The following is a 22,869-nucleotide window of genomic DNA, read 5'->3' on the forward strand; positions in this document are numbered from 1 at the left end:
GAGGGTGCGGGCCCGCGCGGCCTGCGGGCTAGCCGGTGACGGCGACGTGGCCGGGCTTCGGTTGCGGCTTGGGCGCGGTCCGGTCACCCGGGTTGTCGCCCTGCTGGTGCCGTTCACCGGGCTTGCCCGGCCGGGACGTCTCGGGAGACCCGGGCTTGTGCGTCGGGGCCGGGCGGGTGCCGGTCGGCGGCGGGGTTCCGGCGCCGCAGCTGACGGTCGCCACGGTGACCGTGATCGCGGTGCCCGCGGCCGGCTTGGGCGAGGTCGGTCCGCCGGAGCCGTTGGTGCGGGTGGGGGCGGTGTTGGTGGTGACGGTGATGACCCCGGCAGTGCCGTGGCCGCCGGGTGAGACTGTGAGGTTGCCGCTGCCGCCCTTGGGGGCGCTGGTGGTGATGGCCCCGTTACGGCAGGTCGCGGTGAACGGCCCGACCGTCGTCCCGCCGACCCGCACCGACGCGACACGGGCTTCGGCAAAGCCGGCGCCGGCCTGCAGGCTGATGCCGTTGGCCACGACCGCGCTGCTGGGACTGGAGACCGAGCCGCCGGCGGACTTGATCGCGCCGCTGCTGGACACGCTCGGCTGGGCGGAGAGGTGCTCTCCGCCGGAGACGGAGATGCCGGTCGCCGTCGATGTCGCCGCCGCGGCCGCGAGGGCGGGCGGCGCGGCGGTCGCCGGAGTGCAGCTGGACGCCAGCGTGGTGAGCGTGCCGATAAGGAGCGCGCCGGCTCCGGCGGCGGCGAGCGCAGTGCGAGTGGTGTTCATGACGAGTCTCCGAAAAGTGTTGGTGTGGATGGGTTAGCGGATGAGGACCGGGGTGCCGATGGGCACCGGGTCGGAGGGGTTGGTGAAGGTGGCGAGGGCGTCGGCGGGGACGCGGATGCATCCGTCGCTGGACGGTCGGCCGAACACGTCGGTGGTGGGCCAGCCGTGGATGCCGGTGGTGCCGGGCCCGCCGCCGTAGGTCGAATAGGTCGTGGAGTGGATTCCGAGCGGGAAGATCACCGGGCTGAACTTCTGCTTCGCGTCGGTCATCGACGCGAGGACGAACGTCCGCCCCGCCGGGGTCGGTGCCGCCGCAGAGCCGACGCCGACGCTCCAGGTGCCGATCTGCTGATGGTCGCGATACAGCGTGAGCTGGAAAGCGGCCCGGTCAATGACGATCCGGTCGGTCGTCGACCTGATCGTGAGCGTGCTGTCCTGATTGGACAACCATCCGGTGGAGCCGTTGGGCCGTGACGGCAGCAGCACCTGCACCCAGCCCGGCTCGTCGGCGATCACCGGAACCCACGTGTCGGACCCCAGCTGCGTGGCCGGCAGGGCCGCGATGGCCGCCCCGCCGGGCTGGTCGAACACCGGCACCGGCTCGGTCGGGTGCACGAGTTGCCCGTCCGGGACCTCGTTTGCGGTCGCGTCCTGCGGGGCGGCCGGGATGGTGCCGAAGGTGCTGGCTTCGGGCAGCCCGGTCAGATTCGGGACCGCGCGGGCGGCCACGACCGGGGCGTGCAGTTCGACGCCCAATTCGACCGGATCGGTGCCGCGGGCGGGGTTGGGCGCGGGCGGCGATGGTGCGAGCAGTGCGCCGGCGGTGCCGACCAGCGCGATCCCGGCGAGCCAGAGCGCGAGCACCCGCCACCTATTCGGTGCTGGCTGTGGCGTCTCGGACATGGAACAGTCCTTCCTCAGTGTCGTTGGAGGCCGCGGCGGGCCCGCCCGCACTCGAGCGGGCCACCGCGGAAGCGCTTGTGGTTACTGGGAAAGCGCGCCGATGAACCCGTCGGTGGGGGTGCCGAGGCCGGTGACGTTGTCCCAGCCGGGGCCGCTTTGCAGGTTCTGCGGGCGGGCGTCGAAGTCGATCAGGTAGCTGCCCTGCCCGCCTGGGACGGCGACGCCGCCGAAGGCGTGCATCATCGGCGTCCACACCCCGGCCTTCTGCGGCACGACGTCGGCGATCGCGCCGGACCCGCGCAGGCGGTAGAGGATTGGGGTGAGCAGCCCGGCCCGGGCATTACCGGAGCGGGCCTGCTGGGCGTCGGCGACCAGCCCGGCGATCAGCGGTGACGCCAGCGAGGTGCCGCCGTAGGAGCCGATGCCGAACTGGCCCTTGATGGTCTGCCCGACCAGCATCCCGGTGTAGGAGTCGGCCAGCGCCGCGATATCCGGCACCGCCCGCTTCCCGCCTGCGCCGGGGACGACGCCGGCCTGCCAGTCCGGCGCGTCATACAGCGAGGAGGTGCCGCCGCCGGCGCCGGAGGCGAACGGACCGTCAGCGTCCTGCTGCGGCGCCCAGGTGGTGCCGGCCTGGGTGTTGCCGCTGTTCTCCCACCCGGTCAGCACCTTGGGCTGGTTGTTCTGGTCCAGGCCGGCGCTGGTCCCGCCGACCGCCACGACCCAGGGGCTCGAGGACGGGAAGCTGGCGGCCGGCCGGCCGACGGGGCCGGCGTTGTTGCCGGCGTCGCCAGTGGACACGGTGATGGTCTGGCCCTGGATCGCGGCCTGCAGCGCCATGCTGTTGAACTGGTCCCGCGCCGCCTGCGGCAAGCTGGCTTCGCCGTCGGCGTTGCCGTAGCTGTTGCTGATCACATCGACGGCGTTGTCGGTCACGGCCTGGTTGAACGCGTCGTAGAGCCCGGTGCCCATGCAGGATTTCCCGGCGTAGTAGCGGATCCTCGCAGCTGGGGCGATGGTGTGCGAGGCCTGCACGTCCAGGGTCTGCTCGGCCGCCCAGCCCTCGGCGCCGCACTCGGTCGCGTCGGTGAACCCTCCCTGAGGCAGTACGGCGCTGTACTGGCCCGCGGCGAGTGGCGGTACGCCGAGCTGGGCGGCGGCTTGGTTGGTGTCGGCCACGACGGTGGTGGAGTCGTACGCGCCGACGACACCGATTGTCGTGCCCTGGCCGGTGTTTCCGGCGCCGAGCTTGTACATCGCGCGGACCTGGGTGCCGGTGTAGCCGCACAGCGAGTTGGACTGGAACCCGGCCGGGTACTTCTGCGGGACGTCGGTGTTGTTCTGCTCACCCCACCAGCGCGCGCAGTGTTGCTCCGCCGTTGTCACGGTCGGGCGGGTGTGCTGGGGCTTGAGCAGAGCGGCGCTGTCGTCGAGGCCGAGTACGGCGGTGATCGAGGCGTGCAGCGAGGTCGGCACGGTGACCGGTGATGTCGGGGCTGTGAGGGTGCGAGTGGTTCCGTCGACGCGGGTCCGGAATGCGGCGATCCTCGTACCGAACGCCGACTCCAGCGCGGTGGTCGGGGCTTCGGCGTCGACGAAGTGCCTGTTGGCGCTGACGCCGGTCACGTGCAGGCCCTGTGTGGCCAGCCACTGCGATACCTGATCGACCGTGTCCTGCGTGGGTGCGAATCGGTCGAGGAACTGCTGTGAAGACAGGAACTGGCCGCGTTCGAGACTGTTCGGTGTGGCCAGTAGTGCTGCGAGTCGTTCGGCGTCGGCCTGGTCGCGCAGCGCCAGGGCAACCTTGATGTGCCGGACGGTGCTGCCATTGGTGGGAGCGACTTCTGTGTGCGGGGTGGCCCAGGCTGGAGTGCTCCCGGCGATGGGTGCGCGATCGCCGGAGTTGTCGGCCGGGACGGTCAGTGCGGTGGTGGCTGCAGTGGCCAGTAGAGCCGCAGTCGCGGAAAGGGTATGCCAAAGACGGCTGTGCATCGAGGTTTCTCCTTGTGGTGAAAGGGAAAGTCCAATCAGCCGAAATGCGATGGGCTGATGGATGGGCCTCGTGCCGCAGCCAGGGATGCGCGAAGTGGGCTGAGCGGAGACGTCACAGGGCGCGGAACCGACCATGTGGTGCCAGACGTGCAAGTTCGCTGATCGAGGAGTCTCGGAGCAGCGTGAGACGGGTGACGATGTCCTACCGTCGCGTGTGCGTCGTCGGCGGTCCGCGTGCGATGTGCGTACTGCGCGGTGTAGATGATGGAAACACGAGAATGTCCCTACGTGTTGGGCAGACCGTGCGGGATTCCACGCCTCCCCAGGGTGGAGCACGAGTCTGCCTTGCTGAGACGAACACTAACCAATTCTAGATAAAAGTCAACGACTGTGGTGAATCTGCTGGCACGGATGGGTGTGCATGTGTGTCATCCTGCGTGCAGTAGCGGCAAGCATCCGCAGGCGTGCGCGTCGTCAACCTGGTTGCGACGATGGTTTCTGCCGGGTGACCGAAACGAGTACTCACCGCCCGGTGTCACTTCGATGCGGACAGTGTGTTGGCGATTAACCCGATCGGGTGCTGCGCTAGCGAGTGGATGATCTTCGCAGGCTACACGTGGTACGACATCTGCCGCGGACGCTGCACATGTGGGGTGAACGCCACCGGTCGGCTTGCGGCGGGCATCGGTCCGCTGGCGGGGTGGCGAGTCGGAGTGGTACGGGGAGGGGAAAGCGTGGACCAGTTCAGTAAAGAACACGCCTGTGAGCGGTGCCGACTGGCGCATGCCTGCTCGGCATGATGAATAGACATGTTCGCAGTTCAGTTGGGTCAACGCGTGCCGGTGCCCAGCTGACGACATTCTTCGGGCGATCGTGCGAGCTGGCTAGTGTCCGTGAGCGCCTGAATGGCGACGCCCGGATCGTGACTCTGACCGGCTCTCCGGGTGTTGGGAAGACGCGGCTCGCCGGCGAGATGCTCGTGCAGATGAACGAGCAGTACGACGCGGCAGTGTTCATCCGGCTGGCCGAGATCGGCGTCCAAGCCGACACCGCTGACGTTATGCAGCGAATCTGCAATTTGCTCATCGCAGAATTACGTATCTCACATCACCAGCCGAATTCCGAGCCCGTGGACGTGCTGATCGAGCACGCCCGAGATCGGCGCGTCTTGATCGTGCTGGACAACTGCGAGCCGGCGCTCGACGCGGTCGCCGAGCTGGTTGAGCGCCTGATCACCGAGACCTCCGCGGTGCAAGTCGTGGCCACCAGCCGCGCGTACCTGGATATCCACGGCGAGCACGTCGTACACCTCGACCCGCTGTCGATCCCGGCCGAGCACGCCGACCGCACGGCGGCAGGCCAGAGCGAGGCGGTCCGTCTGCTGGCCGACCGTGCTAGTGCCATCGGCCGACCATTGACGGAGCAAGACGACTGGCCGGCCATCGTCGATCTGGTGCGCTGGTCGGCCGGTGTTCCATTGGTCCTGGAACTGGCGACGGCTCAGCTGGCCGCGGGCAGGGCACCGGCGGTGGTACTTGATCGTTTGCAGGGTGGCGCTTCCCTGCGATACGGCCCCGGCGCGCGTGGGATTCCGAAGCACCACCTCGCGCTCGACATCGCCATCTGCGAATCATGGGACCTGTGCTCGCCGCAGCAACAGCGGGTGTGGGCACGGCTGACGGTGTTCACCGGCGGGTTCACCCTTGAGGCGGCCGAACAAGTGTGCGCGGACGAGCTGATTGACCATGATGAGGTTCTTGCGATCTTGGACCATTTGGTGCGGTACTCGGTCATCGAGGGCGCATCGTCGGATGCGCGATACCGTCAGCACACTTTCCTTCGGGAGTACGGCCTTCGCCGTCTGAGCGCCTTCGGCGAACTGGGCTCGTTAAGGGATCGCCACTGCGCCTGGATTGCCGGGTTGGTCCGTGAGGCGGCCGACAGGTGGTTCGGGCCCGAAGAGGTCCGGTGGCTGGACTTGGTCAATGCCGAATCCCGCAATATCACTGCGGCGGTGGCGTGGTGTGCGGAACGTGACGAAGCAGAGCGCGGCTTGGCGATCATGGTCGATGTACTGCTGACCCGGGCACCGTTCTTCTTCGCCACCGAGATTCAGGTCTGCCGCCTGGTCGAAGACCTGCTCCGCGCGGTATCTACCGAGGCGGCGGATGTGCGGATCTCGGCGCTGGCGATGGCGGGCTGGGTCTGGATCGCCCTCGGCGACCATGAGCGCGGAAAGACCCATCTGGACGAGTGCCGGCGCCTAGCATGTGATGCGGGCAAGGAAGATGCTCCGGCAGTACAGCTTGTCGAGGGCACCTATGAGGCACTGGCCTTGGGGGAGCGGAGTGGGTTTACGAAGCTGGCGGCTGCCAGTGCGGGTTTCCGGGCTGTAGGTGCCTACGGTCTGGCGTACATGGCGGACCTGTTCCATGCCATGACGGCGGGGCTGCTCGGGCCGGCGGAAGAAGCGGACCGGATGTCGCAACGCTGCGTCGCCGAAGCTCGGAGTCGCGGCGCCGAGTGGGCGTTGACGTGGGCAGAGTGGACCCGTGGATTGCCCGCGTGTTCCGACCCAGTCACGAACAACCGTGCGCCGCTGCGACGGCAGATCGAGCTTGGGGATTTGTGGGGGCCCGGGTGGTGGGTGGAGAAGAACGCCTGGGAGTGCGCACAAGCCGGCGATTTCGTCGGCGCGGCGCGACGGATCGGCGGCTCGGACAGTCTGCAGGCTCGGCACGGCGTGCACTACAACGGCCTGGCCGGCTTCAAGTACCACCGCGGAAGGGCTACCGCTGCGATCGCGCTGGTACTCGGGCCGGTGGCGTCGACGGTGGCCTACCGCGAGGGCAGCATGCTGACCGATGAACAGATCATGGCTCTCGCTCTCGGCGACGCCGACACTGTCCCTGAGCCGACATTGACCGAGCGGCAATGGGAGATCGCCCGACTGGTCGCGAAGAAGTTGAAGAACCAGCAGATCGCGGCCATCGTGCAGTTCTCCGCGCGCACTGTCGAGAACGAGCTGACCGCGCTGTATGACCTGCTGGACCTCGAGGGACGTCAGCAGCTCGCCGACTGGTACTGGGCCCGGTCCGCGCCTACCGGCGCTCCCACTGCACCGGCAGCGACGCGACGCCGCGGATGACACCGAACGTCCGCCGCACCTCGGCGCCAGGTTGCAACCGGAAGCCGGGAAGCGCACTTAGCAACTCGGTGAGCATGACGCGCAGTTCGACGCGGGCGAGGTGCCGGCCGAGGCAGCGGTGCTCGCCGGAGCCCCACCCGAGGTGCTGCGGCGTGGTGCGTTCACGGTCGAGGCGGAAGATGTCGCCGTCGTCGAAGACGCGTTCGTCGCGGTTGGCGCTGCCCCACGCCAGCAGCAGTCGATCCCCCGGCGAGAGCGGCATGCCACCGAGACGGGTTTCGGTGGTCACGGTGCGCCCGGTTGCCGCGACTGCGGGCTCGTAGCGGACGAGTTCCTCCACGAACGCCTCCAGGGCGGTCGGGTCGGCGGACACACGCTCGCGCATGGCCGGCTCCTCAACCAGTTGGAGAATTGCCGTGGCGCACGCGTCGGCGGTGGTCAGATGCCCGGCCGCGACCAGCAGCATGGTCATCTTGACCAGCTCGTCATCGTCAGCGGCCCGCCCGTCGACTTCGGCGGTCACCATCGCCGAGAGCAGATCGCCGGTGGGATGGGCGCGGCGTTCGTGGATGCGCTCGAGCAGGAAGTCCGCGTACATCCGGCCGACCTGCTTGGCCTCGGTGAGCGTCTTGGCGCCGTAGAGGGCGCGCACGTGCTCGGACAGCCAGGCGCGTTCGAGCTCGGTCAGCCCGAGCACCCGCCCGATCACCAGCGGCGGCACCTGACGGGTGTAGGCCCTGATGAGGTCGGCGGCACCGTGGGAGATCAGCTCTTGCAGCGTCTCCCGGCAGACCGCGCGGACGTACTGCTCCTGCGCGGCCGCGGCCTGCGGAGTGAAGAAGTCTTGAAGCAGTCGCCGCCACTGGTGGTGGTGCGCCTCGTCGGTCTCGAACATCGGCGCGACGACTTCCCGCATTTCGGCGACCACCGCCGCCGCGCCGAGTCCGTCGACGTACGCGCTGAACCGGTCCGCGGCGCGCGCGGCCTCCCGGATCTCGTCGTACCCGGTGACCAGCACGAACCCGCCGAGCTCGCCGCTGCGGGACACCGGACAGCCCCTGCGGATCGCCCCCAGCGTCTCGTAGGCGGTCTCGGCGATGGTGGGATCGAGGTGGCTGAACGACCACGCCAGATCCACCGGATCGGTCCCTGACCCCTGCGCCGTAGCGCCCCCCGCTTGCGAAACCATAACCACCTGGCTACTGGCCGTGAGTGGTCTAGAGCAAGGGACTCGGCGGGTGTCGGTGGAAAGTATGTGGACCCCGCAACGCCGACATGTGGGCCGTATGTGGCGTGAAAGGACCTCGCTTGCCGATCGTGTCCGTCACTATGGCCGCAACGTTCTGACCTGCTGCGATGAAGATCAGCGGGGGGAGCGCAAGCAAGGCAGCCGGTGGGGACCGGGCTGGATCCGACGGACATTCAGGGGAGAAAGTGAACACCACAGGACGCGAGGATCGGGAGTTCATCCGACGCTGCGACACCATCATCGCCACATTGCCGATTCGATACCCGTTCGAGCTGCGGGCCTTCCTCCGCGCGGTAGGAACGCAACGCGGAATGACCGTCGTCCTCGGACGGATGCCGAGCACGCGCGGCGGGGCCACCGGCCTGCTGGTGCGCGCGAGGGAGCAATGCTGGCTCATGGTCGCGGCGAAGGCCGCGCCCGCGCACGTCGCGCACATCGTGTTCCACGAGGTCGGGCACTGGGTCCTGGATCACCCCGGCGACCACCTCTGCCGTCGCCGCACGCACCCCGGCGACCACCGGGAGGCCGAAGCCGAGCAGTTCGCCTACCTGCTGCGGGCGCACGTGCGAGCCGGGGCAGCGCGTCACCGCGAACGGCTCCCGCCGGGCCGGACAGCGCTGCGCGCGGCATTCGGATCCCGCCGGCACCTGTGCGCCGATGCCTGACGCGGTCTCCCTCCTCTGGTACAGCGCCTCGGCCGCGGGCGTGGCCGAATCAGCTCGCAAAGCGCTGGTCAACCGTGGTGTCGGTTACGTACTCAGCCGCCACTTCATGACCGCCGGCATCGCCTGCATGGCTTTGTCGCTGGCCGCCGGGGACCCGATGACTTTGGACTGGGCCGACCGCCTGACCGGCCTGCACAACGTCGCGATCGTGGCGCACAACTTGCTGGCCATGCTGGCCATGGTCTTCACTGCCGGGTTCCTGCACACCCTGGGGCAGCTTCGGCTCCCCATGCCGGCCGTCATCGCGATCTTCGTGACCTGTGCCGCGGCGATGGTCGCCCTGTATGCGCAGGCCGGCGCGTATACGTCCTGGTTCGGGTCACCGCGGAACCCGACGCTGCCCTCGCAGCTCTACAGCGCGATCTACCTCGCCTACATGGTCGGCTGGCTCGCACTGCTCCTGCTCGGGTTGACCGTGATAGCCGTGGGCGAGGTGGCCGGAGTGCGCGGCGGTGTCGCCTTGGCCCAGCTGGGTGTCGCGGTATCGCTGGTCGGGTTGACCTGGCGGTTCGGCGTGGTCCTCCGCTTGCTGGTCGATGCGCACCATCCACCCCGCGGCAGTCATTTCGCGGTATTCACCGACGCTACCGGTCTGGTGCTGTTCGTCGCCGGCTCTCTGTTCGCCGCGGCGACCCGCACGTTGTTCGACTGGCTCGACCGCCGTAAGACGAGACGCCAGGAAGCTGCGATCGAGCGTCTCTGGCGGCGAGTGCGGATTCTGCTCGCCTTTCGCCGCCGGCCACCGCTCACCCTCACTCAACAGTTGGTCGAGATCGAAGATGCACTGCTCATCGTCGATCAGCTGATCGGCTCATCGATGCAGCGCCCGGTACTCGATGACCTGGGGAACCTGCGTCTCGATGGTGATGACGCCGGACCGATGGCTACAGCCGTTGAGATCGAGATGGCGATTTCTGCCGTCGTCGCGCGCCTGTCACAGCCGTCAGTGACACCCGCTCCGGACGAGACCGGCGACACCAAGGCATGGTGGCCCGAAACTGAGCGTCTGCCTGTCGACGACGGTGATCGGCTGGCGTGGTTGGCAGCGGTGGGAGACCTGATCGACCAGGACCGAGTGCAGCGCCTGGCGGAGAAACTAAGCTTCTCGCAGCACAGCGGCAGTACGGCGTGATCTCGTCTCCAGGGGGCCGACGAGCCGCCAGCTGGATTCAACCGTGGCTAGCGTCACGGCGGGTCTGGGCGATTCGTGTCAGCACTTTCAGCAGCTGCTGCTTGTCGGCTTCGCGGGCCTCACCCAGCGAGCTGGTGATATCGCGGGCGCTGACGCCGAGCAACCCGAGTTCGGTCACCAGTTCGTGGGTTTTCCGGTCGGTCTCGTCGTAAGGCAGCTCGAACTCCGCAGCCGGAACGCTGGGGTCCAAGAGGTTCGGATGGATTCGCCAGAACTCGGCCAAGGCCCGGGTGACCGCCGGTCGGCTGTTCTCCCGGACCCCGCCCTTGAAGTTGTGGAGGGCTTGTTTGGTCAAAGCCAGGCCGGTTCGGGCTTGAACCCACCGCGCCACTAGCGGGATCCGGGCAGTGAAGCTCCGGAACCCGGCGGCCTTCTCGGCGGCGAGTCTGGTGATCTCGTCGGGGTCGACGATGGGGTCGCCGTCGAGCATGTAGTAGGTCGCGGCGTGGTCGAAGAGGTAGGTGAGGCGTTCGGCGAACGTGTCGAGGTCGAGCAGTTCGAGGGTGAGCTGCTGCTGGGCGGCATAGGAGCGGCGCGGCATCGGCGAGGTCAAGTACGCCGGCGACGTCGTGTCCCAGCTGTCGAAAGTCGGCTCATCGTCCGACCGTCGTCCCACGCCGCCCCCGCATTGTCCGTCGTCACGTGGTGTTGACTTTGCCGTCATAGTCGGTATTTGACACATCCAAAGTTGCGTCTACCATCGAAGCAAAGAACCACGCTCGTTGCGAGTATCATCGGATTACCGAGAGAAAGCAACCCACGCCACCCCGACCAGGGGGTTGGAGCACGGTCCCGATGTGACCGCCGCACCCTTCACCGGCGCAACACCACCGTTGAGGGGAGGCCCGCCATGGTCACATCCGAAGAGTTACCTGTGGACGTTCGCTCCTGTGTGGACACGTCGTCGATTGTGCGGCAGCGGTCCACACCCGCGAAACCTGCGGTCGAACTGGTCGACTGGTCGGCGTTCGGCCGGGTGCTGCCGATCCTAGCCGCCTCTCCCGGGGCAGGCGCGACGAGCGTGGCCGTCGCGATTGCTGACGCGCTCCAGCTGGCAGGACGGTCGGTCCTGCTCGTCGACGCAGGGGATCCCGTCCGATCCGGACTCGGCCGGGCCGCACGCGCCGACGGACCACGGCGGGACGGACCCGGCCCCGCGGCCGGGGTTCGCTTCTCCCGCCGCGCCCGCGCACTCCTGGCCCGCCTCGACGTCTCTGAGACCGCCGCCGAGCCAGTGATGTTTCCCCCGCCGCCGTACTGGCACCCAGGCGGCTGCAGCGTCGATGTGACCGTGGTCGATATCGGCCATGACCCGTGGAGGCTGACGACCGATCCTGCTGTCGGACCGGGGCAGTGGCTGCGGGCCGGCAGTCCGTCACCTATTCCCGCGCTGGTGGTGCGGCCAACGGTGCCGGGGCTCGCGCACGCCGAACAGGTCTTGGCCCGCCTGGCGCCCTGGGTGCAGTCCGGGGCGGTGACCCCACCCACGCAACTGCTGGCGGTGGGAGCCCGGCGGTGGCCGAAGGGCGTCGCGGGGACCGCGGGCCGCCGCACCAGCGTTCTGCTGGCCGACACTGTGTTCTTTCCTCACGTTCGTGGCGTTGCCGTGCGCGGAGTCACCGCGGATGTGACGTCGCCGTCATTGCGGTCGCCGGCCGAGCACTTGCTTCGTTCCTGGCATGTGCTTCCGCCGCGGACACGCCTCCTATCTCTGCGGCGGCAGCGAATCGCCCGCGGCCGCGACCGCAGCGTCTCTAACCGCGACACCGGCTGAGACCAGCTAGCCACTACGCTGAAAGAACTTCAACGCCCTCCCATTTGATCCGCCTGACGTGACGTCGGGCGGTGCGATGCGGAGGGCACATGCTCGCGCACATTCTCACCGACTGGCTCGCCCAGATCCCCAACCCTCATCCCGAACCGCCACCGGTCGGGGCCGACAAAATCCTCGGCCTGCTCAACAACGTCAAGTGGGGCGCGGGCGTCGCGCTCGTCCTGGGATTCTTTGTCGGCCTGATTGTCTGGGCCGGCGGCCGCTGGGTCGATCACCACCGCGCCGGGAAAGTCGGCGTCGTCATGATGCTCTGTGCCATCGCCGGCGCGATCCTCTACGGCATCGGCTGGTCGCTGATCAACAGCTTCGCGGGCGGCTGAGCCATGTTCACCTCCACAACACCGCCACGCTCCCGCACCCGAGCCCGCCGCCTGATCACCGCCGCGGTCCTACTCGCGGCCGCGATCGCGGTGGTGCTCATTGCCCAATTCTCGACGAACCCACCCGCGCCCGCTGCAACGCCGCGACCGAACAGCACGGCGACCCCGACAGCGCCCGCGCCACCGGTCGACGAGCCCACAGCGCTGGCGGTCCGCCCCATGCTGACCCTGCCGCCCGAGGCGGCACTGCCCCACGAACTCACCACCGCCACGGCCGGGCCGCCGATCACCGTTCCGCGACCGGCGCCGATCGCGAACCGCTGGATCACCGACGGATTCCCGGCGACCACCGAAGGCGCACTCGGCTGGCTGACCGACTTCAACGAGACCGCGCTGCGCGGCGGCGACCCGGCCACGTACCTGCGGGCCTACGGCGAATCCGCACTCCCGCACGCACCGGCCCCGCAGGGCAGCGGCCTGTACGCGCTGCTGACCTCCTTCCGCGACCGCGCCGGCATTCGCCCAGGCGAGCTTAAGCCCGGCTTGACCGTGACCTACGACGTCACCCAGGGCCTGATCAAAGGCACCGCCGACGCGGGTCGGTTCGCGGTGGTCTGCACCCTCGGCCAGCTGACCTTCGACTACCAGGGCCAGACCACGAGCATGGGCATCGGCGACTGCCAAGCGTTGCGCTGGACCGGCACCGCCTGGCGCATCGCCCCGGGCTCCCGCGCCGCCTACGCCACCTGCGCGTGGCCCGGCAGCATCGAGTCGGTCACCGCCGGGTACCGGCCCCTGAGCCGGGACGGCGCCCGGTGAACCCGCTGGATCTGCTGGAGAAGCTGGGGCAGCTGGCCGGCGGGGCGGTGGGGGTTGTCGCCGATGGGGTCCTCGAGCCGCTCATGGCGGCCACCTGGACCGCAGCACTGTTTATCCTGCGCACCGCCTTCCAGCTCGTCGACCAGTTCTCCATCCTGACGGTGTCCACCACGGACGGACCGGTCTCGATCCTGTGGCCGATGACGCTGTGGATCTCCGGAGCCATCGCGCTGGGCATGTTCTTCTGGCAGATCATCATCACCGTCGCCCACGGTGGCCGCGGCTTCCTCCGCCTGATCACCGGCCCGATCCAGTATGGAATCGCCCTCGCCGTCACTGTCAGCGTGGTCGCGGCGTTTCTCGTCGCCGCCGACGGCCTGACCGAAGCGATCCTGTCCACCGGTCTGCGCGTGGGGAACTTCCGCGATGCGTTGAACATGACCGGGTTCACCGACGCGCTGTCGGATGAGGTCAAGAACGTCGTACTCGGCTTGGCCGGCGCCTTCGGGGTGATCCCTGCCGGGCTTGGCTTCGCCGTCGAGGCGGTGTTCCGCGAGGCGGCAATATACGTGCTGGTCGCCACGATCCCCATCGCCGCAGCCGGGCTGGCGGCCGATGCGACCGCGCGGTGGTACTGGAAAGTCGTCCGCTGGGGCCTGGCCGCCATCGTGATGAAGCCGGCCCTCGCGTTCGTGCTGGTCCTGGCGGTCGCGATCGTCGGCGGTGCGCAAGGCCTTTCAGGGCTGCTGGCCGGCATCGGGGTGCTATTCGTCGCGCTGTCGGTGCCACTGGTGCTGTTCAAACTCTTTGCGTTCGTCGACCCCGACGCCGACCCGCAAGGGGTGTTCCGGGACAAGCTCTCGGATGCCGGTCTGGACTCCTATGGCGCCAACAGCATCGCCGGACGCATGGCTGGCGCGTTCTCCGACAAGGCCCGCCAAGAAATGGGCAACAACGGAAGCGACGGCGACGGGGAAGACAGCGGCGACGGCCAGGAACAGGCCAACGTCGACCGATTCGACCAGGCCGCTGCCGACGACGACGCGACCGCCGGGGCTCCCGAGGACGAGCACGCCGCCCACGGGACAGCCACCGCCGACACATCCAGCGACGACGCACCCGAAACCGACTCCTCCGGCTCCGGCGAAGAAGGATCGGGAACCGGCCCGGCAACGGAAACCACAGATCCACCTGCCACCGCAGCCGCGGGTATCGGCAGTCCGGACGGAACCGAGCCCGTCGACGACGGTGATGACGACGGGCAGCCGCCACCCGCCGCCCCACCGGGCGACACCGGCCCGCCGACAACACCAGTCCCCAAGCCGCAGGGCGGTCCGCCACCCGATGACGGCGGCGGCGCCGCAGCCGGCGAGGCCGAAGAAGCCGCGGTGCTCCTATGAGCGCGGCGACCCGAATCTACAAAGGACTGTCGCGTAAGGAGCGCACGGGCTGGATCGTCGGACTGACGCCCGTGCAGGCGTTCGTGTGCGTCGGCCTCGCCGTCCCGGTGATCCTCGCACTGGCGGCCGGGCGCTTCGGGCAGGCTCTCGCCCTCGGCGGGATCTGCGGTCCGGCCGCGGCGCTCGTCGTCGTTCCCGTGCGTGGCCGTCCGGCGTTGCGGTGGCTGGGGCATCTGCTGCTCTACCGCACCGGCGTCGCGCTGGGGTGGTCGCGGTGGCAGTCACGTGCCGTCGCCGGGCAAGCCCGCGATCTCGACGAGCCGGATTTGCCCGGGGTGCTGGCACGGTTGCGGTTCCCCGACGGGCCGCCGCTGCGGGATCTGGGCCGGGTGTGCCTGATCCACGACACCGGCGACGGGCGGTGGGGCGCCACCGCCCGTCTGACCCACGCCGGCGTCGGGATGCTCTCGGACGCCCAGTGCGAACGGCTGGCCAACCGGCTCGGCAACCTGCTGCTGTCGATCGGGCACCGCGAGGTCATCGACCGGATGAGCCTGCTGGTGCGCACCGTGCCTGACGACGGCGCCGACTACCAGGCCTGGCGCGCCGAACACGACGTCCCCGACGCCCCCGCGCTCGCGCGCCAAGCGACTGCGGAGCTGGACCAGCTGGTCGGGGCGGTGTCGGTCCGGCACGAAGTGTTCGTCACCCTCTCCGGCACCGAAGACGCCCTCCGCCGCCCAGCCGCGGCCGCCGGTGGCGGCGTCGCCGGCCGGGCCGCCGTGCTCTACCGCGTGCTGGACGGCCTCGAGGACAAGCTGAAGTCGCTCGGCGCGACCGGGGTGAAGTGGCTGTCGGGCCCGGAGCTGGCGGTGGCGATCCGCACGGGGTTCAACCCGGCCAGCGCCGCCGGCCTCGCCGCGCGTCGCCACCGCGCGGGCGAGGACGCGGGCGTCCGGTGGGCGACCGCGGGACCGGTGCACGCTCCGGCGCCGTCGCCGAGGGCGTACTACCACGACGGTTTCGCGACCGTCTCTTACTCGGCGTTGATGCCCGAGGCCGGGGCGGTGTTCGGATCCCTGGGCGGGCTGCTGGCGGTCAAGACCGCCGGCGAGCGCCGCAGCCTGGCCATCCACTACGAGACCCTCTCGCAACACCGGTCCCGTAAGGCCGTGCGCCAGCTGCGGTTCCGCACCGGCGTCATGCGGGACTGGAAGTCCTCGAAAGGCTTCAACTCCGGCGCCGCCGAAGCCCGCGAAGCCGGCGGAGCCCGAGCACAGGAGCACGCGGTCGCGGCCGGGCACGGCATCGTCCGCTTCGCCGTCGCCACCGCGGTCACGATTCCCGAGACATGGAACGTCGAGGACCACGCGGCCAAGCTGGAGAACGACATCGCTGGCCGCTTTCAGCTCCTGCGCATGGAACTGGCCCAGGACGCGGGGTTCGTCGCCACTGTCCTGCCGGTCGGTGTCGGGTTGCCCCGGCTGCGCGGCGGTGCATCGTGAGCCGCCGCGCTGGCGAACGAACCGCCGCGGAACTGCTTGCCACGTTCGGGCTGGCGGTCAACACCCGCTCGCCGGGTCGTCGGCGTTCGGATGGCCGCAGCGCTCGCGTGAACCAGCGCGTGGCGCCGCGCCGGGGGTTCGCCAGGCCTGGGCACGGATGGTCGCCGATGGCAGCGCCGCTGCAGGTGTACCAGGCCGGCACGCACGAGATCGGCGGGTTGTTTCCGCTGCTGGCGGCGAGCCCGTTGCCGGCGGTCGGGGCGCGGATGGGCTACGACGTGCACTCCGGTGGCGCGTTCTACCTGCATCCGGTCGAGTTCGTTCTCCGCTCGATCTGCACCAACCCGAACATGGTCCTGTTCGGCGAGCCCGGCCGGGGCAAGTCCTCCACGGTGGCGGCGTTCCTGCTGCGGATGATGCTCACCGGCGTCCGCACCCTGATCTCCGGCGACGTCAAAGGCGAATACACCCCACTGCTGCACGCGCTCGGGGTCACCCCGATCATGCTCGGTCGGGGCAGCAGCGCCCGTCTCAACGCCCTCGACCTCGGTCCCCTGGCCGCCCGCTGGGACGCCTGGTCGACCGCTCGGCAACGCGACGAGCTCGACGGCGTGCTCGGCCGGTGGGTGCAGCTGCTGGTCGCGCTCACCGAAGCCCAAGGCTACCGACCCACCGTCACCGACGAGGCCGCGCTCTCGGCGGTGCTGCGGCAACTGCTCGGCGTTCACGACGGCTACACCCACCTCAAGCCCATCACGATCCCCGACGTCCACCGGATGCTGTCCGATCCGGACGAGCAGCTGTGGCAGGAGCTGCGCTTCGCCGGCCGCCGGCAGTTTCTGGACCACTTGCGCTCGATCACCGACGCGCTGGCGAACTTGATCAGCGGCTCGCTGGCGGGATTGTTCGATGCGGCAACGAACTTCACCGTCGACTGGGACGCCCCGATCCAGAGTCTGGATCTCTCGCGGCTGCGCACCCGGGGCGATCAGGCCGTGGCCGTCGCGTTGACCTGCTTGGGGTCGTGGTCGTCGCTGGCGACGGATCTGCAGGAGGACGGGGAGCTGCGGATCGTCGTGCGGGACGAGATCTGGCGGCAACTGCGGCTGGGGCTGCGCGCGGTGCAGACGGTGGACAGCGAACTGCGGCTCTCGCGCGCGGAACGCAAAATCCAGGTGCTGGTCAGCCATAAGCCCGGCGATTTCCTCTCCGTCGGTGCCACCGGCTCTCAGGAAGTCGCCATCGCCCGCGATCTGCTCGCCCTGTGCTCGATCCGGGTCCTTCTCGGGCAGTCCACGCGCGTCGCGAGCGAACTGGCCGATGTGCTTGCCCTGTCGGACAGGGAACAGGAGGCCACAACGGGGTGGGCGAACGACCGTCAAGGTCGGGCGTTGTGGAAGATCGAGAACCGGACCGGGCTCAAGGTGCAGACGGTGCTGAGCCGGATTGAGCGGCAGATCTTCGACACTAACAGTCAGTTGGTCCGGAAGCTGAATTTGCCGGCCCACAGCGAGCCCGTGGTGACGTCGTGAGGTCCCACGGGATTCTTGCGGCCGTGGCTGGTGCGCTGGTCGGGCTGGTACTGCTGCCGGTCCTCGGCCTGGCCCTGATCGTCGTGCCCGCAGCGACCGCGACATTCGTGCAACTGTCCGGGTGCGAGCAGGGCGGCCCGGGCGGCGGCTCGGTCGTCGTGGACCGCCAGGAGCTGGGCGCCGGCGAGATGGACATCGCCCGCACCATCGTCGACGTCGTCCAGCAGCGCCGGCTGCCGCGGCGGGCCGCGGTCCTCGCGATCGCGACCGGGATGGTGGAGTCGGGGCTGCGCAACCTCGTCTACGGCGACCGCGACTCGCTCGGGGTGTTCCAGCAACGCCCGAGCCAAGGCTGGGGCACCCGCGAGCAGATCCTCAACCCCGTCTACGCCACCGGCAAGTTCCTCGACGCCCTGATCGCCCTGCCCGGCTGGGACACCATGGCCCCGGGCCGAGCCGAGCAGGCGGTGCAGCACAGCGGCTTCCCGGACCGCTACGCCCCGCGCGAACCGGCCGCGGCAGCGATCGTGGATCGCTTCTGGATCGGGCCCGACAACCCCGCCCCGTCAGCGCCACCTGGCGGCGGCGCTGACGTCGTCCAGGCGAAGACCCTGTGCCCGGACCAGGGCGGATCGGATGTCCCTCGCGACCCGGGCAAGGTCGACCCGACGAAGCTGCCGCCAGGGTTCACCTTGCCGGACGATGTCCGCCAGCGTGCCGCCGTCGGGTTCGCCCTGGGCCAGCTCGGCAAGCCCTACGTGTGGGGCGCTAAAGGCCCGGGCGCCTACGACTGCTCCGGGCTGATGCTCGCCTCCTGGGCCGCGGCCGGTGTCGGGATCCCCGCCGGGACGGTCAGCCAGGTCCACGCCGGGCACGCCGTCTCCTCGCTCGAGCAGGTACAGCCCGGGGATCTGCTGTTCATCCCCGGCTCGCTGGGCACCGCGCAGGTGCCACGGCATGTCGGGATGTACGCCGGGCACGGCGTGATCGTCGACGCCTACGACACCGACACCGGTGTCATCCTCGAACCGCTGTCGGACTGGACCTCGAAGATCGTCGCGATCCGCCGGATCGCCGACCCGAGCTCGCCCTCCCCGCCACCGGGAGGGAGCCCACTCCGATGAACGTCGCCGTGGTGCCGCTCTCCCCCTGTCCGGGAGGAGCGGCCGATGCCGCGCACACGCACCGACACCCTCAACCTCGACCGCGACGTCGCCCTGATGGGCCTCGCGATCGCCGCCCTGGCGATCCTCTGCGCCCTCGGCGCGATCGCCGTTACCGCCGCCGTCCTGGTCACCGGATTCTTCACCGGCGGCTGGATGTGGCCGCCGATCACCAAGTGGGCGGGATTCGCGCTCACCGTCGCCTTCCACGCCGCTGATCCCGGACCGGCGCTGCCGGTCCCGTGGTCGGGCGCAGTCAGCGACCACCAACTGGCGTTCTACATCTGGTTCACCACGATCACCATGCTCGCCGCCGGCCTGACCGTCGGCGCCACGATCCCGGTCTGGCGGCGGGTGGCGCCGACCGATGCCGGACACGCCACCCGCCGCGAGATGGCCAAGACCCTGTCGGTCGCCGCTGCGCGCACGACCGCGGTGTGGACCCGCGGTGACCTCACCGACGAGCAACGCCAGACCGCGCCGGTCGAGCAGATCGCGGTCCCGCTGCACCGCGGGCCCCGGCGCCAGCAGCTGGTGACGTCGCTGGAGACCCCGACCGGGACGATCGCGCCGACCCGATCGGGCAAGTCCCGCACGGATCTGGTGCACAAGGTGCTCGCCGCGCCGGGCGCGCTGGTCGCGTCGACGACGAAGAACGACCTCGCCGAGTGGTGCCTGCTGGCCCGGACGCGCCGCGAGGGCGCCGGGCCGGTGCTGGTGATCGATGCCACCGGCACCTTGTCCTGGCCGGCGCACGCGCGCTGGTCCCCGGTCACCGGCTGCGCCGACCCCGCCGTCGCACTCCGCCGGGCGGAGACATTGATCGAAGCGTCCTCACTCGGATTGGAGAACGTCGGTGGCAACGACAAGGTCTTCCGTGGCCGGGCCACCATCGTCATGCAGGCTTATCTGCTCGCCGCGGCCATGCATCACCGCACGGTCGACCATCTGGTGCGGTGGTCGATCGCCAAACCCGCCGACCGGGAACCGGTCGAGTTGCTGGAGCAGCAGTATCCGCAGCTGGCGCAGAACCTGGAATCGGAGATCGGGATGGTCGCCGAGACCTCCGACGCCGTCTGGATGAGCGTGCGGCGGGCGATCGAGCCGTTCATGAACCCGGCCATCCGCTACTTCGCCACCCCCAGCGCGGCCGACGAACTGGACATCGACGAGTTCCTGCGCCGCCACGGCAGCCTGTTCATCATCGCCGGGGAACACCAAGCCCCGCAGGCCCGGCCGGTACTCACCGCGCTGGTCGAGCAGATCCTGACCACCGCCCAGGATACCGCGCTGCGCCGCGAACGCCGACGGCTGGAACCACCGACGACTGCGATCCTGGACGAGCTGTTCGCCGGCACGCCGGTGCCGCGGTTGCCGGCGATCATCGCCGACTCCGCCGGCCGCGGCGTGCTGATCCACTGGTCGGCGCAGTCGCGCGCGCAGCTGGACGAGCTCTACGGCGAACCGGGCCGGTTGCAGCTGATCGACAACACCCTCACCCTGACCGCCTTCCCTGGGTTGAAGGACGACAAGACGCTGGAGTGGCTGTCCACGCTGTCCGGGCAGCATCGCCGCCGCACCCACCAGCACCACAGTGACGGACTGCTCAGCGTCGGCCGCGGCGCCAGCGGCGAGGAGACCGTCCCGACGCTGCGCGCCGGCGACATCCGCACCCTCGACAGCGGACGGGTGCTGATCCTGCACGGCAACCTCCGCCCCGTCCTTGGCCGCACCGTCGACGTCGAACAACGCCCGGACTGGCCCCAGCTGCAGGCCGACGTCGCCGCGATCCGCTCCGGACAGGCCGCAATCGCCCCTGACGGCTACCCGCTGACGCTGCCGGGTGCGGGTGATCTGCGATGAGCGACGACGACATCGCCGAACGCCCCGACGATCAGGATCGGCCGGAGCCGCGGTCGCTGGATGAGCTCGACGAGGTGGTCGGCGGGTTGGAGACGCTGGCACAGGCCCTGGGCCGGCAGATCGAGCAGGTGGCGGAGAAGCTCGCGGAGCTGACCGATGAGCCGGAGAGCGATCCGCGGCTGGCGCGGTGGCTGATGTTCCTGCCGCCGTCCGCGGCCGAGGACATGCAGCACCGCGGGGAAACACCGCTGTTCACGATCGCGCACTTCGTGCAGTACTACAACGAAACCTACGTCGGCAATCCCGGCACCCGCGCGGTCGCCATCCCCGACTGCTGGCTCGACCATCCCGGCCTGGTCGCCGAGATAGCCACCCTCGCCTACACCTGGCGCGAAGCCCACCTGGGCAAGAAAGCCACCGCCCGCGACGCGCAGTACTGGCACGACCACTGGCGCCCCGGCTTCGCCGAACGCATGGCCACCGCGTGGGTCCACCAACGTTGCCGATCCGACGGCCACAAGACCGCCGGCGCACCGGCCCGTCCCGACCGCTTCACCCTCGAACATCGCGAACGGGAGGCACGGGCCGCGGCAGCGGCCGGCGTCGACGACTCGTTGACCGTGCCTGGCCGGCCATGATCGCCGCCGCCGGCCGATCGCGGACGGGCGAATCGAGCGCTCGGTTCGCGCGCGTGTCGGTGGTTGGGCTGTACGTCGGGTGCGTGGTCGGGGCGAACTGGCTGGCCGAGCACGTCGGCGCCGTCGGTGTGGGATTCGGTTTGGACGCCGCGGCTGCGGTGTACGTGGCGGGCCCGGTGCTCGTAATCCGAGACTGGGTGCAACGCCTCGCCGGGCTCCGAACGTCGCTGCTGGCAATCGTCGCGGGCACAGCCCTGTCGTATCTGGCCGCCGGACCGGCCATCGCGACCGCGTCCGCGGTGTCCTTCGCCGTCAGCGAACTCCTCGACGCGGCGGCGTATTCCGTCGTCGTACGGCGGCGCGGGCTCGTCGTTGCCGTGCTCTGCAGCGGAATCATCGGCGTTGCCGTCGACTCGCTGCTGTTCCCAGCGATCGCGTTTGCCTCCGTTGCGCTGATGCCAGGTCATCTACTGGGTAAGGCCTACGGCGTGCTCGCCGGGACGATCGTGACTATCGTCATCCGCCGCCGGCGATGACTTCCCAGTTCCTGCTGGGAACACATCGGCCGCACTGGCTGGCGCTGCTCGACGTTCCGCTATTCGTGTCCGACCGGACTCTGCGCCGGTACAAGACTTTGCCGGTTGCGTCGTGTGACTGGGCCTGCGACTCCGGCGGATTCACCCAGCTTTCGCAGTGTGGAACGTGGGCGTGCGGTCCCAGCCCACGCCAGTACACGGCCCGGATTCGCCGCTACCGCGACGAGATCGGCCGGCTGCTGTGGGCCTCACCGCAGGACCACATGTGCGAGGCCAAGATCCTCGCACGCACGGGACTCAACGTTGCACAGCATCAAGAACTGACCGTCAACAACTATCTGGAGCTGCGGTCCCTCGACGCGGAACTGCCGTTCATTCCGGTATTACAAGGTCAGTCCATTGAGGACTATTACCGCTGTGCTGACGGTTACGAGCGGCGCGGTGTCGACCTCGCCGCAGTTCCGCTGGTGGGTGTCGGCAGTATCTGCCGACGCCAGCACACCGCAGAAGTCGAGGGCATCGTACGGTCGCTCGCGCGGCGCGGCTACCGGCTGCATGCCTTCGGCGCGAAAACTCTAGGTCTGGCTCGTTACGCTGACATCGTCGCCAGCAGCGACTCTCTCGCGTGGTCCTTCGCCGCCCGATGGCAGCCGCCGCTGCCCGAATGTCACAGCCATCGTCGCTGCAACAACTGTGTCAAGTTCGCACTGCGCTGGCGACGCAAAGTTCTCGCTACGATCGAAGCGTCAGAGACAACCACTTGACACGCAGCGTCGCTTAGCGGTGGTGAGTTATAGTGGCGCTATCCGGCATATCTCATTCGCAGCCGGTGCTACTGGAGGTCTTCCCGCTATGGCAAGCAAAGTTCTCGTGGAGATGGTCGACGACATCGACGGCGACGTGGCCACACAGACGGTCCCGTTCAGCTTGGACGGGGTCAGCTACGAGATCGACCTGTCCGACGACAACGCGGCCGCACTGCGCGAGGAACTTGCCCGCTACATCGCGGCCGGGCGACGGATCGGCGGACGCAAGGTGCGGCTGGCGGCCGGTGAGTCGGCTCAGGCGAAGAAGCCCGGCAACGCGGCCGTGGATCGCGAACGGTCACGTCAGATCCGGGAGTGGGCCAACAACAACGGCTATACCGTGTCCGAGCGTGGTCGCCTCTCTGGTGAAGTCATCGAGGCGTTCGAGGCGAACGACGGCCAACCGATTGTCGTCGACGAGCCCGCGCCTGTGGCGCGCAAGCGGGCACCGCGCAAGAAGGTCGCGGCCGCGAAGAAGTAA

Annotated in this window: 20 protein-coding genes; 15 read left to right on the top strand and 5 right to left on the bottom strand. The window is 69.2% G+C overall.

What is annotated here, in order from left to right; translation table 11 throughout:
* Positions 1-28: 28 nt before the first annotated feature.
* From AB0M59_RS29690 to AB0M59_RS29700, 3 genes are all read right to left on the bottom strand, one after another.
* Positions 29-763, bottom strand: a complete 735-nt coding sequence (locus tag AB0M59_RS29690) for a hypothetical protein (RefSeq protein ID WP_364621461.1) — start codon at positions 761-763, stop codon at positions 29-31.
* A 33-nt stretch (positions 764-796) separates the two neighbouring features.
* Entirely contained in the window at positions 797-1,666 is an 870-nt protein-coding gene (locus AB0M59_RS29695; RefSeq protein WP_364621464.1) for a L,D-transpeptidase, read from the bottom strand.
* 81 nt (positions 1,667-1,747) lie between these two features.
* Positions 1,748-3,658, bottom strand: coding sequence for a S53 family serine peptidase (locus tag AB0M59_RS29700; RefSeq protein WP_364621466.1), 1,911 nt, complete (start codon positions 3,656-3,658; stop codon positions 1,748-1,750).
* Between the two features lie 799 nt (positions 3,659-4,457).
* Here AB0M59_RS29700 and AB0M59_RS29705 point away from each other — a divergent pair.
* Positions 4,458-6,806 (top strand): LuxR C-terminal-related transcriptional regulator, encoded by a 2,349-nt coding sequence (locus AB0M59_RS29705; protein WP_364621737.1) that lies wholly within the window; start codon positions 4,458-4,460, stop codon positions 6,804-6,806.
* Here AB0M59_RS29705 and AB0M59_RS29710 read toward each other — a convergent pair.
* Positions 6,760-7,944 (bottom strand): cytochrome P450, encoded by a 1,185-nt coding sequence (locus AB0M59_RS29710; RefSeq protein WP_364621469.1) that lies wholly within the window; start codon positions 7,942-7,944, stop codon positions 6,760-6,762. The genes AB0M59_RS29705 and AB0M59_RS29710 overlap by 47 nt on opposite strands.
* Before the next feature lie 422 nt (positions 7,945-8,366).
* Here AB0M59_RS29710 and AB0M59_RS29715 point away from each other — a divergent pair, with 422 nt between their 5' ends.
* Both AB0M59_RS29715 and AB0M59_RS29720 read left to right on the top strand, forming a co-directional pair.
* A complete protein-coding gene (locus AB0M59_RS29715; protein WP_364621472.1) occupies positions 8,367-8,720 on the top strand; it encodes a hypothetical protein in 354 nt (117 codons plus the stop codon).
* Positions 8,713-9,912 carry a hypothetical protein gene (locus AB0M59_RS29720; RefSeq protein WP_364621474.1) on the top strand — a complete coding sequence of 400 codons (1,200 nt, stop codon included), beginning with the start codon at positions 8,713-8,715 and terminating at the stop codon, positions 9,910-9,912. Before AB0M59_RS29715 ends, AB0M59_RS29720 begins: the two co-directional genes overlap by 8 nt.
* Before the next feature lie 37 nt (positions 9,913-9,949).
* On the opposite strand, the gene AB0M59_RS29725 is transcribed toward AB0M59_RS29720, so the two are convergent.
* Positions 9,950-10,588, bottom strand: a complete 639-nt coding sequence (locus AB0M59_RS29725; protein WP_364621476.1) for a hypothetical protein — start codon at positions 10,586-10,588, stop codon at positions 9,950-9,952.
* A 234-nt stretch (positions 10,589-10,822) separates the two neighbouring features.
* Between AB0M59_RS29725 and AB0M59_RS29730 the strand changes: the two genes are divergently transcribed.
* From AB0M59_RS29730 to AB0M59_RS29785, 12 genes are all read left to right on the top strand, one after another.
* On the top strand, positions 10,823-11,746 hold the full coding sequence (locus AB0M59_RS29730; protein WP_364621479.1) for a hypothetical protein: 924 nt from the start codon (positions 10,823-10,825) through the stop codon (positions 11,744-11,746).
* A gap of 89 nt (positions 11,747-11,835) precedes the next feature.
* On the top strand, positions 11,836-12,126 hold the full coding sequence (locus AB0M59_RS29735) for a hypothetical protein (RefSeq protein WP_364621482.1): 291 nt from the start codon (positions 11,836-11,838) through the stop codon (positions 12,124-12,126).
* A gap of 219 nt (positions 12,127-12,345) precedes the next feature.
* On the top strand, positions 12,346-12,945 hold the full coding sequence (locus AB0M59_RS29740) for a hypothetical protein (RefSeq protein WP_364621484.1): 600 nt from the start codon (positions 12,346-12,348) through the stop codon (positions 12,943-12,945).
* Positions 12,942-14,345 (top strand): hypothetical protein, encoded by a 1,404-nt coding sequence (locus tag AB0M59_RS29745; RefSeq protein WP_364621485.1) that lies wholly within the window; start codon positions 12,942-12,944, stop codon positions 14,343-14,345. Before AB0M59_RS29740 ends, AB0M59_RS29745 begins: the two co-directional genes overlap by 4 nt.
* Complete coding sequence (locus tag AB0M59_RS29750; protein WP_364621488.1) at positions 14,342-15,850, top strand: SCO6880 family protein; 1,509 nt, start codon at positions 14,342-14,344, stop codon at positions 15,848-15,850. Before AB0M59_RS29745 ends, AB0M59_RS29750 begins: the two co-directional genes overlap by 4 nt.
* A gap of 167 nt (positions 15,851-16,017) precedes the next feature.
* A complete protein-coding gene (locus AB0M59_RS29755; protein WP_364621490.1) occupies positions 16,018-17,382 on the top strand; it encodes an ATP-binding protein in 1,365 nt (454 codons plus the stop codon).
* A gap of 23 nt (positions 17,383-17,405) precedes the next feature.
* Positions 17,406-18,506, top strand: a complete 1,101-nt coding sequence (locus AB0M59_RS29760) for a C40 family peptidase (protein WP_364621493.1) — start codon at positions 17,406-17,408, stop codon at positions 18,504-18,506.
* A 45-nt stretch (positions 18,507-18,551) separates the two neighbouring features.
* Entirely contained in the window at positions 18,552-20,408 is a 1,857-nt protein-coding gene (locus tag AB0M59_RS29765) for a TraM recognition domain-containing protein (RefSeq protein WP_364621495.1), read from the top strand.
* The gene (locus tag AB0M59_RS29770) at positions 20,405-21,046 is read left to right on the top strand and encodes a hypothetical protein (RefSeq protein WP_364621498.1); all 642 of its coding nucleotides are present in this window, start codon (positions 20,405-20,407) and stop codon (positions 21,044-21,046) included. The genes AB0M59_RS29765 and AB0M59_RS29770 overlap by 4 nt, the downstream gene beginning before the upstream one ends.
* Positions 21,043-21,582, top strand: coding sequence for a VUT family protein (locus AB0M59_RS29775; protein ID WP_364621501.1), 540 nt, complete (start codon positions 21,043-21,045; stop codon positions 21,580-21,582). The genes AB0M59_RS29770 and AB0M59_RS29775 overlap by 4 nt, the downstream gene beginning before the upstream one ends.
* Entirely contained in the window at positions 21,579-22,346 is a 768-nt protein-coding gene (locus tag AB0M59_RS29780; RefSeq protein WP_364621504.1) for a hypothetical protein, read from the top strand. The genes AB0M59_RS29775 and AB0M59_RS29780 overlap by 4 nt, the downstream gene beginning before the upstream one ends.
* 88 nt (positions 22,347-22,434) lie before the next feature.
* Entirely contained in the window at positions 22,435-22,869 is a 435-nt protein-coding gene (locus tag AB0M59_RS29785) for an Lsr2 family protein (protein WP_364621507.1), read from the top strand.

Source organism: Amycolatopsis sp. NPDC051371 (assembly GCF_040682155.1).
GTDB lineage: Bacteria > Actinomycetota > Actinomycetes > Mycobacteriales > Pseudonocardiaceae > Amycolatopsis.